We start from the raw sequence: 16,758 nt of genomic DNA, 5'->3' as shown, positions 1-16,758 counted from the left end.
ACGCCTCATGTCCATGTATCGTTCATCGGCTGGGAGACGGGCGATGGAGGAGGTCTACACCACCGCCGTCGAGAACCTCGGAATCGAAGTCGACGAGCGATACGTCGAGACGCGGCATGGTGACACGCACGTCCTCTTAGCGGGACCGGAAAACGGAGAGCCAGTCGTCGTCTTCCACGGGGGGAACGCCACGAATCCGCTGACACTGGATTGGTACAGCGATCTCGCTGAAGAATACAGACTGATTGCACCGGACACCATCGGGCAACCAGGATACAGCGACGAGACGCAGGTCGATCCAGGAGGGGATGAGTACGGTGAGTGGGTCGTCGACCTCCTCGATGCGTTCGACGTCCAGGCGGCTCCGATGATCGGCACTTCCTACGGCGGCGGCATCGTCCTCCGAACCGGTGCGCTCGCACCAGAGAGAATCGAAAGCGCGGTACTGGTCGTTCCGGCAGGATTCGGGACCGGCCCGATCATCCCGGTGATGAAAGTCGGTTTTCCCGCAATACTGTACCGTTTCCTCGGGTTCGAGTGGCTGTTAGATCGGACACTCACCGCGATGGTCACGCGTCCCGATCCCGATCCGATCGTGCGAGAGACTATCGCCGCTTCACTGCGGAACGTGAACCTTGAGCGGGAGTTCCCCACCGCCGCTGCTGACGAACTCGGCGGATTCACCGCACCAGTCGCGTTGTTCGTCGCCGAGCACGATCCGTTTTTCCCGCCCGAGACGATCGTCCCTCGCGCCCGTTCCCACCTACCCGGCCTCTCAAAGACGGCGGTACTGGATGGGGAGAAGCATATCCTCTCACCGGAGGCTCAGGAGAAGGTGACTACGTCCGTCTCCAAATTTATCGGCGAGTGAACGACTGCCGTACGGATCCTCACTACTCAGCAGTTCGCTCTTGACACCGTCCGTCCCGATCGTCCGCCGCCTCGATACCGATAACCCCGTCTGAACGCGAGCGCTGCACCGTCTTCTCCTCGCTCCCCGGGGCATGACGATCGCGTATCGGCGGCGGAAACGAGACCCCGATCCCGAACTATCCCTTGATGTTACACACGGGGAACGTCCGCGCCACCCTGTCGCCGATGCCGAGTTCGTCCGAGACGCGAACGACCTCGTCGACGTCCTTGTAGACGCCGGGGGCCTCCTCCGCGATGGTCGCACCGGACTGGGCCTTGACGTAAATCTGGTCCTGGTCCTCGAGGTCCTGTTGGACGTCGCCGCCCCAGAACTCGTCTTTGGCCTGCGTGCGACTCATCAGTCGGCCGGCACCGTGGGCCGTCGAGCCGAAGGTGAGATCCATCGAGTGCTCGCCGCCTCGGAGGACGTAGCTGCCAGCGCCCATGCTGCCGGGGATGATCACCGGCTGACCGACGTCGCGGTAGGCCGACGGGACCTCGGGGTGGCCCGCGGGGAACGCCCGCGTCGCGCCCTTGCGGTGGACGTAGAGTTCCCGTTCGTCGCCGTTGTCGTTGACCGTGTGGGTCTCCTTCTTCGCGATGTTGTGTGCCACGTCGTACAGGAGATCCATCTCCATCTCCCGCCACGACCGATCGAAGACCCGCTCGAAGACCTTTCGCGTCCGGTGCATGATCAGCTGCCGGTTGACCCACGCGAAGTTGATCGCCGCGTTCATCGCCCCGTAGTAATCCTCGGCGAGCTGTGAGCCCGCGGGCGCGGCCGCGAGTTCCTTGTCCGGGAGCTGATTCAACAGCCCCTGGTGTTGCTTCTCGATCTTTCGCAGGTAGTCGTTGCACGTCTGGTGGCCCAATCCGCGCGACCCGCAGTGGATCAGGACGACGATCTGGTCCTCCTCGAGGCCGTACGCCGCGCCGACGTCCTCGTCGAAGACGTCGGTGACGCGCTGGACCTCGAGGAAGTGATTCCCCGATCCGAGCGATCCGATCTGGTTCTTGCCGCGGTCTTTGGCCTTCTGGCTCACCTTCTCGGGGTCCGCCCCCTCGCGCATCCCCTCGTCCTCGCAGTGGAGCAGATCTTCCTCGACGGCGTGACCGTTCTCGAGCGCCCAGTCGACGCCGCGGGCGAGGATCTCGTCAATCGTGTCGACGCCGGCTTCGACGATGCCACCGCCGCCGAGCCCCGACGGAACGTTGGTGAACAGCGAGTCGACGAGTTCCTCCTCGTGGCCCTGTAACTCGTCGTAGGTCAGGTTCGTCCGCATCATTCGGACGCCGCAATTGATGTCGTAACCGACCGCACCCGGCGAGATGCAGCCGTTTTCGGCGTCGAGCGCGCCGACGCCACCCACCGGGAAGCCGTAGCCCTGATGGCCGTCGGGCATACAGATCGCGTGCTTCGTGATTCCGGGCAGGTGAGTCGTGTTTTTGATCTGCTCGAGGGTCTTGTCGTCCTCGATCTCCTCTAAAAGGGCTTCGCTCGCGAGCACTCGCGCCGGAACGCGCATGTCGCCCTCCCGCGGGATCTCCCAGACGTACTCACGCACTTTCTCGAGCGTGATGCCGTCGGCGTCGAACGTGGTATCGCTCATACGCGACTCTCGCGTCCCGACGGTCAAAGATGTTCGTCTCTGCGTCCGGGTTCCCCGCTCGGGTTCGCCGTCGCCGCCGGTGTTCGCCGGTGGTCTCGATCGATCGAAGACGGGGCCGTCACACGTCGAAGACGACGTACGCCTCCCAGTCCTCGTCGTCGGCTCCGGACGCGCGCTCGAGTCGCATCTCGGAGTACGTCACGGCCTTCACTTCGCGGGCGTCGAGTTCGGCGAGGGGGACGCCGCGGGCGCTGGCCTCGAGCGACCAGTCGTCGGCGTCGGTATCCTCACCGTCCCGCCGATCCGTCGGTCTTCCGATCGTCTCGACGCGGTGATCGACCGGCAGTTCCGCGCGGACGTCTCGCAGGTAAATCAGTTCGTCCAGATAATCGAACAGCAGGGCCTCACGGCTCTCCGCGGTTACCGAAAGCGAAAAAACCTCGCCCGTCTCCGCGGCGATTTCGTCGCACGAGGCGGCCGCCAGCCCGTCGGCGACGGCGGCGAAGACCTCCTCGAGCGAGTCGCCGGCCGCCTCGACGGCGATGTCGGCCGTGTGATCCTGGAGTTCGAACCGTCGGCCTCGTTCCTGTGTCATCGCGATCGTTGTCAACGCCTTCGACTACCGGCGTCGTATGCCCGTCGATTCCCGGCGTCCGTCAGCGCTACGCGTCAACTGTTCACCGATTGAATCGCGAGTCACGGACAGTCACCGTCGAACGATTGTCGAAGCGGAACGGCGATCACCACCGATGGCGGCGATAGTACTCGCGGCTGACGTTCCGAATCAACGACTGCCGGTGGAATTATATTGGCGACGATGGTAGGGAGAGCTAGTGAGCGTCAATATCGACAGTCGCGTCGTCACGCCGGGGAGTGACGACTTCGTCGACGAAGCCTGGCAGCTCAAAGAGGAGATCAACCGTCGGGAAGGCGTCCTCAAACAGCGACAGAACTTCTTTACGAATGCCTACCGCCGCTCCAAGGTTCACTGTTACGTACAGGACGGGAAACTGGTGGGCTTCGCTGCCGTTCGACGCGACGGCTACATTCTCTTTCTGGCGGTCTCCCCCGAGATCCGCGGCGAAGGGATCGGAAAGCAACTCGTCGCGCGCGTAGCGGAGGATCACGATACGATCACGTGTCACGCGCGGACGAGCAACGAAAACGCCCTCCAGTTCTACGAACACCTCGGCTTCGAGATCAAACGCCGCATCGACGACTACTACGAGGACGGCGGCGACGCCTACTACCTCAAACTCGGCACCGACGTCGGCATCACCGACAAGATCTCGGAACTGATGCGGCGCTGACCGGCGCTCGAGGGACTCCGCTCCAGTTAGCGTCGGATTCGCAGTTCCGGAGACCGACGCATCGCCGTCCCGCTGGTCTCCCCTCGAGGCGTCATCCCGCGAAGCCGACCATTCGGCAGGGTTATACTCCCCGACCGACGACTACCCGAGGCGCATGGAGGAGCGAACGAGAGCCTATCTTCGAGGGCGATTTCGTGATCACTACCGGCGGACGGAGATTACGCCGCCACCCGCGGCCAACGAACGCGAGTGGGGGTTCATCCCCTGGACGGAAGGCCCCGAGACGACGATGGTCCGCCACCGTTCGCTGCTCGAACTAGGCGATATCTCGGAGTTCCTCGTTCGGAAACGTCCACAACACGTCTACTTCTCCGCGGGTCGCTTTTGCGACCCCGGCGCGAGTTCGATGGCTGAGAAGGACTGGCAGTCCGCCGATCTCGTCTTCGACCTGGACGCCGATCACCTGCCGAGCGTGACCCTCGGCGAGGACTCCTACGCCGAGATGCTCGCGAAGTGTAAGGACGCGCTCCTCCGACTCCTCGAGTTCCTCGAGAGCGATTTCGGCTTCGAGAACCTCGAGATCGTCTTCTCGGGCGGTCGCGGCTATCACGTCCACGTCCGCGACGAGAACGTTCTGCACCTGGAACGAGAGCACCGCCGCGAGATCGTCGACTACGTTCGCGGCATCGGGCTGGACTTCGAGGAGTTGATCGAGACCGAAACCGTCGCCGGGCTCGGCCGAAAGACGCCGACGGAGCGACGAACGCTCGAGATCGAGGGGGGCTGGGGAGCCCGCACGCACGCCCACCTGATGGACTACATCGACGACCTGCTCGCCCTCGAAGAGGCCGGCGCCTTGGCGCGCCTTCAGGAGTTTGACGGGATCGGCGAGGGGAAGGCGACGGCGACGCTCAACGCCGCACGCAACAACCGCGAGCAACTCGAGGCGGGCAACGTCACCGTCCACACCGCGGTTGCCCAGCTCGCGGAACGGTTCGCCGACCAGGCAGTCGAGCGCGACAACGCGCCGATCGACGAGCCCGTAACCACCGACACGAATCGGCTCATCCGTCTCCCGGGGAGCCTCCACGGTGGGAGCGGACTGGAGACGGTGCGACTCGAGCGCGACGAGATAGCGGGCTTCGATCCGCTAGACGATGCCGTTCCAGAGACGTTTCGGGGTCACGAGATCACGGTCGACGTCACCGACGGCGGCGAGGTCGAACTCGGCGGGGATAGTTTTACGGTCGCGGAGGGTGACCAGTCAGTACCAGAGTACGTTGCCGTGTTCTTGATGGCACGCGGCAGAGCTGAGAAGGAAAAAGAATGAATTTAGACGAGTTGCGTTCGGTCCAGAGCAAGGAGCGCCAGAAGGACAGCCTCCAGAACCTGCGCCCCTCGTTCTACCAGGAGGTCGGCGAGTACATCGCCACCCTCGAGGACGAACGCGACCGCGTCGCCGAGCAGGCCGACGATCCCTTCTCGTCGCCGGAAGTGAGCCGGCTCACCGACGAGATCGAGACCGCCAAGGACGTCGTCGAGGCGATCTACGAGCGCCGGATGGGGAAACTCGTCAAACAGGCCAGCCTCGCCGCGGCCGGCATGGCGGCCGACGACGAGGGCCTGACCGCCGAGGAGGCCGACCTCTTCGACGACCTCGTCGAACGCATCGGCTCGAACAAGTCTCGAGTGCTCGACGTCTTAGAGGGCGTCGACACCGAGGCTGCAGCGGGGGCCGACGCTGAAACCGCGTCCGAGCGCGGACCGGAGACGGAGACAGGTAGCGGGGCACGCGAGGGTGTATCCGAGTCCGGGTCCCGGGATCCGAGTCCGCCAGGTTCCGACGACCGCCGTTCCGAGCCCGATCCGGACGGCGACTCCGAACCCGCGACCGGGTTGGACTCGGTGCCCGGTCAAACGACGGCCGACGAGACACCGCCGGTGCCACCGCAGGACCCGCCGGCAGATACCGAGTCGACCGCCGCGGCTGACGGGGGAGTGGGAGCCGAGAGCGACTCCGGCGACGACTCGAGCGGTGTGACTCCCGCGGACGTCATGGGAGGCGACGGGCCGACGATCGATGATTCATCGAACGTGGATTCGACATCGACTGCGGATCCGCAGTCGGACGCCGACGCCACCGGTTCCGGACCGGACGCCGACGGAGCCGACGATGTCGACCGCGTGACCGTCAAAATCACCCGAGACATCGGCTCGATCCTCGGCGTCGACGACCGCGAGTATTCGCTCTCGACCGACGACGTCGTGACGCTTCCCGAGCAAAACGCGACGCCGCTCGTCGATCAGGAAGCGGCCGAACCGCTCGAGTAACCGCCATCCCTTCGCCTCGAGTTCGTCCCGTTCTCGATAGTCGGTTCGACGGGTTCGTTCGACGGCTTTTCTACGAATTCGTTCGACGTATTCGACCGGCTGCGAGACGTCCGCCGTGTGACCGAGCGGAATCACAACACATACATCGACCGTCGCTAACACACGGCCATGCTCGACGTCGGCGACGAAGCACCCGAGTTCGAACTGCCAAACCAGCACGGCGATATCGTCCGCCGATCCGATTTCGAGGGCGAGCGACTCGTCCTGTACTTTTACCCGCGTGCGAACACCGACGGGTGCACCACCGAAGCCTGCGAGTTCAACGATTCGCAATCGCGCTTCGCCGACTACGACGCTTCCGTCGTCGGTATCAGCGACGATCCGGTCGACGACATCGATTCTTTCGCCGAAGAGTACGACCTCGAGTTCGACCTGCTCTCGGACGAACTCGGCGAGGTCGCGACGCTGTACGACTCCTACGGCGAAAAGCAGATGTTCGGAAACACCTTCGACGGCGTCTTCAGAAACACCTACCTCGTCGGCCCCGACGGTCGTATCGAGGCCGTGTACGAGGGCGTCTCGCCGGAGGGACACGCAGAGGAGGTGCTCGAGGAACTCGAGGCGAAATCGGCGGAAGTGACCTCGTAATCCGACCGGCTCGATTTTTCGCCCGCGAGACGCGCAACCGGCAACACTCGCTGCGCCGCCGATCAGAGCCCGGCGACGAACTGGACGGACCCGACGACGATCCAGACGATGAGCACGTAGTTCAGCACCGTCGACACGAACGCGTACACCGTCGCTCGGCCGAGCGGATAGGAGGCGATCCCCGCCGGAATGAGGATGAAACTCCCGACGTACGGCACCAAGTTGGTGACGAAGATTCCGGCCCCGCTGTACCGCCGGAACAGCCGGTTCGATCGCGCCACCTGCTCGTCGGAGATCGTTACGCCTGGCAGCGATCGGACCCCCTCAATCCCCCAGCGGGCGGCGATCGCGTAGACGAGCACCTGCCCGCAGGTGTAGCCGAGCGAGGCGACCAGGACGACGAGCGCGATCGTTCGGCGCGAGGCCGATATCGCAAAGATGTACCCGGGGAGAAAGACCGAGGTCGGCAGGGGTTTACCGACGATCGCACCCTTGAAGACGAAGACCACGAACACCGCCGGTAAGCCGAACGCGAGCAGGAACGAGAAACTGGCGTCGATCAGGGAGTCGATCATCCGTTCTTCACGCGTTCATTCCGGATTCGAGACATTGATTGTTTCGTATCGACAAGAGCGAAATATGCGCCTGACTCGCGGGCGCGAGGAATCCTCGCCCCGCGTTCGCGACGATTTGCGCGTTTCGCGCGCACGAGAACCGGCGGGTTCGAGAGCGCTCAACGGGCGTTCGACGTACGCATAAACGAACGATACGAAAGAGAAGTAGTCACCCTCGAGACCGCCATCGACGACGAGAGCGCGGATTCGCGCTCCGCATCATCGGCAGCCGATCGCGATCGTAATCCTCGGTGAAACGTCGGCGACGAACGCCGGCTGTGGCCGCGACCGGCCCGCAGCGATCGACGCTTATTGGAACGTCCGTCCGAGCTGGTCCTGTTCCTGGGTCGGTTCCGCCTGCTGGAAGTTCTCTTCGATCTCCTCGTAGCGCTCGCGCGTCTCGGGAGTCACGCTCGGCTGGACCTCGTTGAGCGCGTGTTCGAAGTGCTCCTTGCTGATGCGGACGTTGCCGATGGTGTCGCCCATCTCCTCGGGATCGACCGAGTTGATGAACTCGCGACTGGCGGCCATGGAGGCCTCGCGAGTGACCGCTTCGATGTCGGCACCGACGTAACCCTCCGTCTCGCCGGCGAGCCACTCGAGGTCGACCGCGTCGGCCAGGGGCTTGTTGCGGGTGTGGACCTCGAAGATCTTCCGGCGGCCGTCCTCGTCGGGGACCGGCACGTGGACGTGCCTGTCCAGCCGTCCGGGACGGAGCAGGGCCGAGTCGATCAGGTCGGGTCGGTTGGTCGTGGCGATCACGACGACGTCCTCGAGTTCCTCGAGGCCGTCGAGTTCGGTCAGCAGCTGGGAGACGACGCGTTCGCCGACGCCGGAGTCACCCTGTCGCTGGCCGCGTTCGCCGGCGATGGAGTCGATCTCGTCGAAGAAGATCACGGTCGGTGCGTTCGACCGCGCCTTCTCGAAGATCTCTCGGACGCCCTTCTCGGACTCGCCGACGTACTTGTTCAGCAGCTCGGGGCCCTTGATCGAGATGAAGTTCGACTGGGCCTCGTTGGCGACCGCCTTGGCGAGCAGCGTCTTCCCGGTCCCCGGCGGACCGAACATCATGACGCCTTTGGCGGCCTGCATGTCCATCGCCTCGAACACCTCCGGGTAGTCGAGCGGCCACTGGATCGTCTCGCGGAGGCGCTCTTTCGTGTCGCCGAGTCCGCCGACGTCGTTCCAGGTGACGTCGGGCACTTCGACGAAGACCTCGCGCATCGCGGAGGGCTGGATGCCCTTGAGTGCCTCCTTGAAGTCGCCTTCGGAGACCTCGAGCGACTCGAGCACTTCGGCGTCGATCTCCTCTTCCTCAAGATCGAGGTCGGGACGGATGCGACGCAGTGCGTTCATCGCACTTTCGCGGACGAGCGACTCGAGGTCGGCGCCGACGAATCCGTGCGTGTTCTCGGCGTAGCGATCGAGATCCACGGCCTCCGAGAGCGGCATCCCGCGGGTGTGTACCTGCAGGATTTCCTTGCGACCGCCCTTGTCCGGGACGCCGATTTCGATCTCGCGGTCGAAGCGACCGCCGCGGCGGAGCGCGGGATCGATGTCGTCGACGCGGTTGGTCGCCGCGATGACGGTGACGCGACCGCGCTCTTCCAGGCCGTCCATCAGGCTGAGCAGTTGCGCGACGACGCGCCGTTCGACGTCGCCGCCGGCGTCTTCACGCTTTGCGGCGATGGAGTCGAGTTCGTCGATGAAGACGATCGCGGGCGCGTTCTCCTCGGCTTCCTCGAAGACCTCACGGAGCTTCTCCTCGCTCTCGCCGTAGTACTTCGACATGATCTCCGGTCCGGAGATCGTCTCGAAGTGGGCGTCGATCTCGTTGGCCACGGCCTTGGCCATCAGGGTCTTCCCGGTGCCCGGCGGGCCGTGCAGGAGAACGCCCTTCGGCGGCTCGATACCCAGCTGCTGGAACAGCTCGGGGTGGCGCATCGGCAGTTCGATCATCTCGCGAACCTGGTCGAGTTCGCTGTCGAGGCCGCCGATGTCCTCGTAGGTGACGTTCGGAACGCCGTCCGTGGACGCACCGCCGGGGGAGCTAACCTGCTCGGCCGGCGTCTCGGAGATCTCGATGCTCGTCGAGTCCGTGATGACGACGGTTCCACTCGGCGAGGTGCTCGCGATCTTCAGCGGCACCGACTGGCCGGAACTGGCCATCGGACCGAACGAGAGCGAGAACGGTACCGTCTGGCCCTCGGTAACGGCCTGTCCGCTCAGTTTGTCACGCACGAGGGGACCGATGTCCCCGCGAATGCGGAGATTCTGTGGAAGCGCGACGGTGACCGACTTGGCGGGACTGACGTCCGCGGGTTCGACCGTTACGCGGTCGTCGATGCCGACGTCGGCCTCCTGTCGCAGGCGACCGTCGATTCGGACGATCCCCCGCCCCTCGTCTTCGGGGTAACCGGGCCAGACGCGCGCGACGGCCTGGTTGTCCCCCTTCCCGTCGATAACGATGTAGTCACCGTTCTCGAGGTCGAGTTCGCGCATCGAGACGCGGTCGATCGCGGCCAGTCCGCGCCCGGCGTCCTTCTGTTTCAGTGGCTTGACAGTAAGTTTCATAGATCGCCCTCCATCTCGACAGTCAGGACGCCGTTTTTGATAAACGTGTGCGCGTCGTCTGCACCGTCGGGAAGATCGAAGTCGTACTGTTCGTCACCGACGACAACGATTACCGTGTCGTCGACGAGGTCGACCGAGGCATCGGTTTCGTCGGCCCCGAAATCGACGGCCAGCACCGACCCCCCATCGTAGTCGTACGTGCGGGCTACCTGCCCTTCCTTCCTGGTGAATTGTTCGAGTGTCATACTATTACTAACCCAAAGTAAGCGTCCAAAGTATATATGCCTTTCGCTAGCTGAATCGGGGACGGCGTCGGGATCGAGGAAAAGAGCGTTGTTCGCAGTTCAAGCCTCCGCGTGCATTCGTCGGCGCGAAACTACGCGCCAGGACGGCGTCTTCGGAGCGCATCGGACGGTCCGAGCACCGATGTGAGCTGACTCGAGACTTTAAGCCGGTTCCGCTCGTTTGAACGCGTATGAAGACGGTCACACACCACGGCCGGGACACGGCCTACGAGGTCGCCGACCGCGGCGGAGACGGGCCACCGATCTGTTTCGTCCACGGGAGCGGCGGCTCGCACGACGTCTGGAAGGCACAGCACGAACTCGTCGACCGACACCCGATCGTTACGCTCGACCTCAGCGGACACGGCAGCTCCGAGGACGTCGACGCCAGTCCCGGGTACACGACGCTCTCAGCCTACGCCGACGACGTGTTGGCCGTCGTCGACGAGACCGACAGTCGAATCCTCGTGGGAAACTCGCTGGGCGGTGCGGTCGTTCTGCACATCCTCCTCAAGCGCTCGTTCGACCCCGCTGCAGCGATCCTTCTCGGAACCGGTGCGCGACTCGGCGTCCTCGACGACCTGCTCGAGTGGCTCGAAACCGACTTCGAGCGCGCCGTCGAGTTCCTCCACGGGCCGGATCGGCTCTTCCACGACCCCGATCCCGACCTCCGCGAGGAGTCGATGACACAGCTCCGCGAGACCGGACGGGCGGTTACGCGCCGCGACTTTCTGACCTGCCACGAGTTCGACGTTCGCGACGAACTGCCCTCGATCGACACGCCCGCGCTCGCAGCCTACGGGGAGTACGACCAGTTGACGCCGCCGTGGTATCACGAGTACCTCGCCGAGGAGATCGACGACGCCTGGCTCGCCGAGTTCGAGGATGCGGCACATCTGGCGATGCTCGAGCAACCGACGGCGTTCAACGCCGCAGTGAGCGAGTTCCTCGATATCGTCTTCGAGCGCCAGGAACCGAACTGAGAGAACTGGACGAGAGAGCACACGACCGGTCGCGTCACCGTCACGCGATCGGGTCTGCGCGATAGGCGTGTCGTCCCGCTCGCCGGCGACGATACCGTCGTTTCAGTAAATATCCTCAAGGTCGCGCTCCTCGTAGCTGTGTGCGTCACCGGGGAACGTTTCGGATTCGACGGCCGAGACGTAGTCGTCGACGGCGGCTTCCATCTCTTCGCGGACGTTTCCGAACTGCTTCGAGAACGAGGGCGTCCACTCGCTGATGCCGACGGCGTCGTCGAAGACGAGCACCTGTCCGTCGCAGTCGGGGCCGGCACCGATTCCGATGGTCGGGACGTCCAACTCCTCGGTGATCCGGGCCGCCAAGTTCGAGGGGACGTGTTCCAAGACGAGCGAGAACGCGCCCGCCTCCTCGTGTTCGATCGCGAGTTCGAGCATGCGCTCGGCGGCCTCCTGATCGGTCCCCTGTCGGGGGTAGCCACCGTACTGGTTGACGTGCTGGGGCGTTAGCCCGAGGTGGGCCATCACCGGAATCCCGAGCCGGACCATCTTTTCGGTGAGGTCGACGGTGTGGGGACCGCTCTCGAGTTTGACCGCCTGTGCGCCCTCCTCTTTGAGCATCCGTCCGGCGTTCTCGAGGCTGTCCGTCTCGTCGACACCGAACGACAGAAACGGCATGTCGGCGACGACCAGCGCGTCGTCGACGGCGCGCGAAACGGCGCCGACGTGGTGGGCGATACCGTCTACGGTCACGGGGACCGTCGTCTCGTGACCGAGGACGACGTTGCCGACGCTGTCACCGACGAGAATAACGTCGACGCCGGCGTCGTCGACGATTTCGGCCGTCGGCGCGTCGTAGGCCGTAAGCATCGTGATCGGTTCGTCGCCCGCCTTCGCTCTGAGATCCCGAACGGTGGGCATACATACACCTTCGTCGCCGAGGATTAAACGGCACCGTTCTCCGGCGGCGTACGGACCGATACGGAGGTCGATTGACGGTTTCGACGAACGGGTGATCGTTCCCTTCCGTGGCGTGATCCATCCGCGTGAGGGCGATATCCGCGCCAGTTAAGAGGGGAGAGCCGCGACTATCAGCCGTGCCAGAACCCGTCGAAACGACCACGCCCGAGGGTGTCGACTACGGCTGGGTAATGCAGACCACCTTCGTCGTGACGATTCTCGTCGGCGCGCCGATCGTCGCCCTGCTCTCGGCGAGCGCCGATCTACCGAGTTGGGGCGCTCGGGCCGAGTTCGCCGTCCGCGTCGGGGCTCCGATCTGGTTCGTTACGGCCGTCGCCGTTTTCGCGTACGCGAAACGAAAACAAGACACGTAGTTCAACCGACCACTTACACGCCGGACGGACCATCGCCGACGAACTCGAACGCCACGCCCGCTCGTTTTGCCGTCAGCCGATCTCGCTCGGAGTCACCCACGAACAGCGCTCGCTCGGGGTCGGCGTCGAGTTTGCGAACCGTCTCGAGCAGCGGCTCCGGGGCCGGCTTTTGCATCGCGACCGTATCCCGACCGACGACGGCATCGACCGCGTCGGCGACGTCGTGTCGCTCGAGGGCGATCCGACAGGCCGCCTCGCAGTTGAGCGAGCAGACGCCGACGGGGATCGACCGCTCGAGCAACTCGTCGACGTGAGCCAGCCGCGGCGAGGTCGTGGCTCCCTCGCGCTCGTGGCCGGCGATTGCCGCTTCGATGTTGGCGGACAGCCCGACGTCGCTCGCGCTCTCGAGTAGCTCCCAGAGATCGTCGCTCGGCGGCTCGACGGCCGCGGTTTCGTACACCTCGATGACATCCGCGGCGACTGCGTTCCAGTCGACGTCGAGATCGACGAGCGTTCCATCGAGATCGTACACGACGGCGTCGTAGTCGGTCACGCGTCACGATAGGAACGGCGGGAGAATAGTGACTTCGGTCTCGATCGCCGTGGACCCACAACCGACGAGCGACGCACGTTGGCACGGGGTAGATCACACTACACGGCTGACTGCGGGTGACCCCGTGCGAGGAACGGGCGATTAGTGCGGCCGGCGGTCCACGGACGGTGCGGACGGTCCGAAGGCCTTCGAACGGACGTATCGGGACGCCTTCAGACGGTCAACGCAGACCCCGCACGCCCTCGAGTTCCTCTCGCATCGCCGCCGCCGACTCGTCGTCTTTGCGTCGAAGCGGACTTCGCAACGGACCGGCGTCGAACTCGCGCGTTCGAAGCGCGGTCTTGACGCCGGACATGTACGCGCCGCCAGTTTTGAACGCGTCGCGAACCTCGAAGACCCGGCTCTGCAGCTCTCGAGCGCGCGCTTCGTCCCCCTCGTCGTAGGCGGTATAACAGTCGACGACGAGCTCCGGGAAGACGTTCGCGACGGCGCTCACCATCCCCGAACAGCCGATCTCGAGGCCCGTAAACAGGAGCGAGTCGGAGCCGACCAGAAAGGTCAACTCGGGATGGGCGTCGATGGCCTGAGCGAGCCAGGGAACGTCCTTGCTCGAGTCTTTGATGCCGGCAACGGTGTCGATCTGCGCGATATCCGCGAGCGTCTCAAGCGACAGTTCGTTGCCGGTCTTGCTCGGGATGTGATAGACGTAGACCGGAAGCGAGACGGCGTCGGCGACGCGTCGGTAGTGCGCGACGGCGGCGTCGTGGTCGAGCGGATAGTAGTACGGTGTCACGACGACGATGCCGTCGGCACCGACGGATTCGGCGTGTTCGGCGTGAGCGACGGTCTCGTAGGTGCTCGGCGCGCCGACGCCGGCGATGACGGGTACCTCGTCACCGACCTCGTCGACGACGGCCTTGACGACGCCCTCGCGTTCGTCGCCCGTCAGGAGCGGGAACTCGCCGTTGGTTCCGAGCGGAAAGACGCCGTGGACGCCCCGGTCGACGACGAAGCGGGCGTGTTCGGCCGTGGTTTCGTAGTCGACCGACTCGTCGTCGTGAAATGCGGTGATCGTCGGGGGAACGACGCCGTGGAGCCCCAGCGGATCGTCGACACCGGGATCGTGATCTGCCATGGGCGTTCCTCCGTCGTGGACGTGTATAGAAGACGACCGCGCAAGTGTGGGGTGAGCCGCCTCCGACGTTCTCGGCTCCCTGAGCGACGAAACGATCGCTACTCGGTCGCCAACTCTCCTCCCGACTCGTTTAACTGTTCGCTCGCGAGGACGCGGTTCGCTCGCCTGAGTCGCTCCGAAAGCGCCTGATGGGAGATCCCGAGCTCGTTCGCCAGTTCCTCGAGCGAGATCTCGCGCGGAACGTCGTAGTAGCCCTGGCGATAGGCCTCGGAAATCGCCTCCTGTTGTGGCTCGGTCAACGCCGCTGTCGTCTCAAGGTCTTCGTCCTGTCCGGCTTCGACCATCCGCCGGACGTCGACGCGGACGCCCTGCGCTTCGATGGCCGAAACGGTTTCCGAGAGCTCCTCGCGGTGCGGAAAGAGGAGTCGAAGTGTCCACTGATCGTCGGTGATCTGCGCGTCGAGGACCGTGCCGCCGTTGGTGTACACCGAACCACAGACCGAACTGACGTCCTCGCCGTACTGGAGCCGATAGAACCACTCCTCGTCGTCGGTATCTTCGAGGAGACACTGGTACTCGTCGACGGTCGGATCGTCGCCGAGCACCTGCTGCAGTTCGTCCGGGTCGACGTTCGAGAACCAGACGAGCGGGACCGTTCGAGCCGGCCCTTCGGCGACGACGCTCTCGACCCGGACCTCCATCGCTGGCAGTTGCCGGAGCGTCTCCGCGAGCGCGAACTCGTCGGTCGAGAGCGAGAGTTCTGCGATCGTCGTCATGGATCGATCACCTCGTACGGAACGCTCGAGTCCGGTTGGCGAACGGTGCCGCTGTCGTGGTGATGTGTGGACTCGAATCGTCTCATATGTATCTCGCAGATCCACTCTTTGGCGGCGAGAGCACCCGTTGGCATTCGTACTACGTTCGGTAGCCCGTGCACTCCCGCTCGGATCGTGCTGTCACTTGATACGGCGTGAACGCCGTTGATGAGCAGGCCTTTGTATTCCAGCCGTTTAAGGCAGTATTTCACAGTCGGTGACGGTCAGTACGGGAGGTACTGATTCCGGGACCGCGATCAGTGTCATCGGCGATCCGTCCGCGACTCGCGGTCACTCGAGCCGTGCCAATCTATTCAGCGCAAACACCGTCCGCAGAACGTCGACGCTCTTCCCCCGATCGAAGACGAGTTCGTCCGTCCTGAGGACGTGCTCTAGGGTATCCTGAGAAGCGTGTTCGGGCGCGGCCGCGATGCCCGCGTCGATCTCGTCGACCCACTTCATCACGCGCAGGTCGCTCTTGGAGTCGCCCATCACGAGGGCAAACGGATCGTCGACGTCCAGGACGTCGAACGCACGCTCGACGCCGACGACCTTGTTCAACTCGAGGCTTCCGATCTCGGCCGCATCGGCCTCGTAGTAGGCCACGTCGATGCGTTCTAAGACGTCCGAAAGCGCTCCGGGAACCGCCTCCGAGTCGAGATCGGGATAGGCTCCTTCGCCCTCGAGGACGGCCCTGATCTCCGGATCCTGATCGGCGTAGAACGCGCGCGTCCAGTCGACGACCGTCTCGTCGTCGATCTCCCTGCTGCCGGTACCGTCTTCCCGATCGTCGCTCCCGTCCGTCCCGTTCAACTCGAGTGCGACACCGACGGCGTCGGCGAGCAGGTCGATCAGGTAGACCAGCGCCGCGTCGATCGTCTCCCGGGCCTTCGTGGAGCCGGTTTCGTAATTCGGCTTCATCGTGACGTTGAACTCGTTGCCCTGCAGGTGACAGCCGCGCCGAAGGTCCTCGGGGGCTTCTGGAAGCACGCGCGAGCGCACGTCGTCGAAGACGTTCCGGATCGCTTCCTCCAGGTCCTCGTAGAGCAGTTGCTTCGTCTGCGCGCCGTGACCCGGCGTGAACACGCCCGTTCCGGCCTCGTAGACGATCGAGAGGTCGCCCGAGTGGACGATCTCGCTGCCCAGGCCCTGAATCGCGAACCCTTTGACGTTCTCCAGGGTCTGGCCCGTACAGATGACGATGGGCACGCCGGCCTCGTGGAACTCCGTCAGCACGTGCAGGGTGTCGCGCGGAATCTCGTTGTCCGTCCCGCCCGCCGAACGAAGCGTTTCATCGACGTCGAGGACGAGAACGTTCACCGCGCGACCGTACTTGGCTTCGAGATCCAGCGCGGTAAAGGCTTGATCTCGATTGGCGCGGGAGGCGACCTCGGCGAACGTCTCGCCCGCCGCAAACCCGGATCGGATTTCGTCCTTTCGCTCCTCGAGTTCCTCGGTTGCACCCTGCCAGTGCTCCAGTGCGACTCGAGAGTCGATCGCCGGAAAGACGTCGACGAACGCCTGATACTCCCGTAGCGTCTCCGTGTCGTACTCGTCGTACAGCTGATAGACGAGATCGTACCGCTCCATGATAGTTACTGGCAGGAGGAGGCAGATAACCGTTTTCAGTGCGAGTCGTCGAGTGCGCGTTCTCGAGTGCA

At 64.3% G+C, this 16,758-nt stretch carries 17 protein-coding genes; 7 read left to right on the top strand and 10 right to left on the bottom strand.

Going from position 1 to position 16,758, the window contains the following annotated elements; translation table 11 throughout:
* The first annotated feature begins 43 nt into the window (after positions 1–43).
* The gene (locus DWB23_RS00160) at positions 44–871 is read left to right on the top strand and encodes an alpha/beta fold hydrolase (RefSeq protein ID WP_238717314.1); all 828 of its coding nucleotides are present in this window, start codon (positions 44–46) and stop codon (positions 869–871) included.
* Between the two features lie 178 nt (positions 872–1,049).
* Here DWB23_RS00160 and DWB23_RS00155 read toward each other — a convergent pair whose 3' ends face one another.
* Positions 1,050–2,522 (bottom strand): RtcB family protein, encoded by a 1,473-nt coding sequence (locus tag DWB23_RS00155; protein WP_121740797.1) that lies wholly within the window; start codon positions 2,520–2,522, stop codon positions 1,050–1,052.
* A gap of 118 nt (positions 2,523–2,640) precedes the next feature.
* Complete coding sequence (locus DWB23_RS00150; protein ID WP_121740796.1) at positions 2,641–3,117, bottom strand: archease; 477 nt, start codon at positions 3,115–3,117, stop codon at positions 2,641–2,643.
* A gap of 238 nt (positions 3,118–3,355) precedes the next feature.
* Between DWB23_RS00150 and DWB23_RS00145 the strand changes: the two genes are divergently transcribed.
* The 4 genes from DWB23_RS00145 to bcp all read left to right on the top strand — a co-directional run bounded on the left by DWB23_RS00145 (position 3,356) and on the right by bcp (position 6,811).
* On the top strand, positions 3,356–3,832 hold the full coding sequence (locus DWB23_RS00145) for a GNAT family N-acetyltransferase (RefSeq protein ID WP_121740795.1): 477 nt from the start codon (positions 3,356–3,358) through the stop codon (positions 3,830–3,832).
* 154 nt (positions 3,833–3,986) lie between these two features.
* The gene (gene priS / locus DWB23_RS00140) at positions 3,987–5,162 is read left to right on the top strand and encodes a DNA primase small subunit PriS (protein WP_121740794.1); all 1,176 of its coding nucleotides are present in this window, start codon (positions 3,987–3,989) and stop codon (positions 5,160–5,162) included.
* Entirely contained in the window at positions 5,159–6,163 is a 1,005-nt protein-coding gene (locus DWB23_RS00135) for a hypothetical protein (protein WP_121740793.1), read from the top strand. The genes priS and DWB23_RS00135 overlap by 4 nt, the downstream gene beginning before the upstream one ends.
* Positions 6,164–6,331: 168 nt before the next feature.
* Positions 6,332–6,811, top strand: a complete 480-nt coding sequence (bcp, locus tag DWB23_RS00130; protein ID WP_121740792.1) for a thioredoxin-dependent thiol peroxidase — start codon at positions 6,332–6,334, stop codon at positions 6,809–6,811.
* Positions 6,812–6,873: 62 nt separating this feature from the next.
* Here the strand turns inward: bcp and DWB23_RS00125 are convergent, their stop codons facing one another.
* From DWB23_RS00125 to DWB23_RS00115, 3 genes are all read right to left on the bottom strand, one after another.
* Positions 6,874–7,386 (bottom strand): DedA family protein, encoded by a 513-nt coding sequence (locus tag DWB23_RS00125; RefSeq protein WP_121740791.1) that lies wholly within the window; start codon positions 7,384–7,386, stop codon positions 6,874–6,876.
* A gap of 348 nt (positions 7,387–7,734) precedes the next feature.
* Complete coding sequence (locus DWB23_RS00120) at positions 7,735–9,999, bottom strand: CDC48 family AAA ATPase (RefSeq protein ID WP_121740790.1); 2,265 nt, start codon at positions 9,997–9,999, stop codon at positions 7,735–7,737.
* Positions 9,996–10,244, bottom strand: coding sequence for a DUF7127 family protein (locus DWB23_RS00115; RefSeq protein WP_121740789.1), 249 nt, complete (start codon positions 10,242–10,244; stop codon positions 9,996–9,998). The genes DWB23_RS00120 and DWB23_RS00115 overlap by 4 nt, the downstream gene beginning before the upstream one ends.
* A 230-nt stretch (positions 10,245–10,474) precedes the next feature.
* Here DWB23_RS00115 and DWB23_RS00110 point away from each other — a divergent pair, with 230 nt between their 5' ends.
* Positions 10,475–11,266, top strand: coding sequence for an alpha/beta fold hydrolase (locus DWB23_RS00110; protein ID WP_121740788.1), 792 nt, complete (start codon positions 10,475–10,477; stop codon positions 11,264–11,266).
* A 102-nt stretch (positions 11,267–11,368) separates the two neighbouring features.
* Here DWB23_RS00110 and panB read toward each other — a convergent pair whose 3' ends face one another.
* Complete coding sequence (panB, locus tag DWB23_RS00105) at positions 11,369–12,181, bottom strand: 3-methyl-2-oxobutanoate hydroxymethyltransferase (RefSeq protein ID WP_121740787.1); 813 nt, start codon at positions 12,179–12,181, stop codon at positions 11,369–11,371.
* A 176-nt stretch (positions 12,182–12,357) separates the two neighbouring features.
* On the opposite strand from panB, the gene DWB23_RS00100 reads away from it, so the two are divergent.
* Positions 12,358–12,594 (top strand): DUF5822 domain-containing protein, encoded by a 237-nt coding sequence (locus DWB23_RS00100; protein WP_121740786.1) that lies wholly within the window; start codon positions 12,358–12,360, stop codon positions 12,592–12,594.
* A gap of 13 nt (positions 12,595–12,607) precedes the next feature.
* Here the strand turns inward: DWB23_RS00100 and DWB23_RS00095 are convergent, their stop codons facing one another.
* The 4 genes from DWB23_RS00095 to DWB23_RS00080 form a co-directional block, all read right to left on the bottom strand.
* Positions 12,608–13,147: an HAD family hydrolase gene (locus tag DWB23_RS00095; protein ID WP_121740785.1), complete on the bottom strand. Its 540-nt coding sequence runs from the start codon at positions 13,145–13,147 to the stop codon at positions 12,608–12,610.
* 220 nt (positions 13,148–13,367) lie between these two features.
* On the bottom strand, positions 13,368–14,282 hold the full coding sequence (locus tag DWB23_RS00090) for a dihydrodipicolinate synthase family protein (protein ID WP_121740784.1): 915 nt from the start codon (positions 14,280–14,282) through the stop codon (positions 13,368–13,370).
* Positions 14,283–14,380: 98 nt separating this feature from the next.
* A complete protein-coding gene (locus DWB23_RS00085; protein ID WP_121740783.1) occupies positions 14,381–15,058 on the bottom strand; it encodes a helix-turn-helix domain-containing protein in 678 nt (225 codons plus the stop codon).
* Positions 15,059–15,388: 330 nt separating this feature from the next.
* Positions 15,389–16,687: an HAD family hydrolase gene (locus DWB23_RS00080; RefSeq protein ID WP_121740782.1), complete on the bottom strand. Its 1,299-nt coding sequence runs from the start codon at positions 16,685–16,687 to the stop codon at positions 15,389–15,391.
* Positions 16,688–16,758: the final 71 nt, after the last annotated feature.

It is taken from the genome of Natronorubrum halophilum (assembly GCF_003670115.1).
Classification (GTDB): Archaea; Halobacteriota; Halobacteria; order Halobacteriales; family Natrialbaceae; genus Natronorubrum; species Natronorubrum halophilum.
The sequence above is the reverse complement of the archived record's forward strand: the minus strand, read 5'-3'. Positions and strand labels throughout refer to the sequence as shown.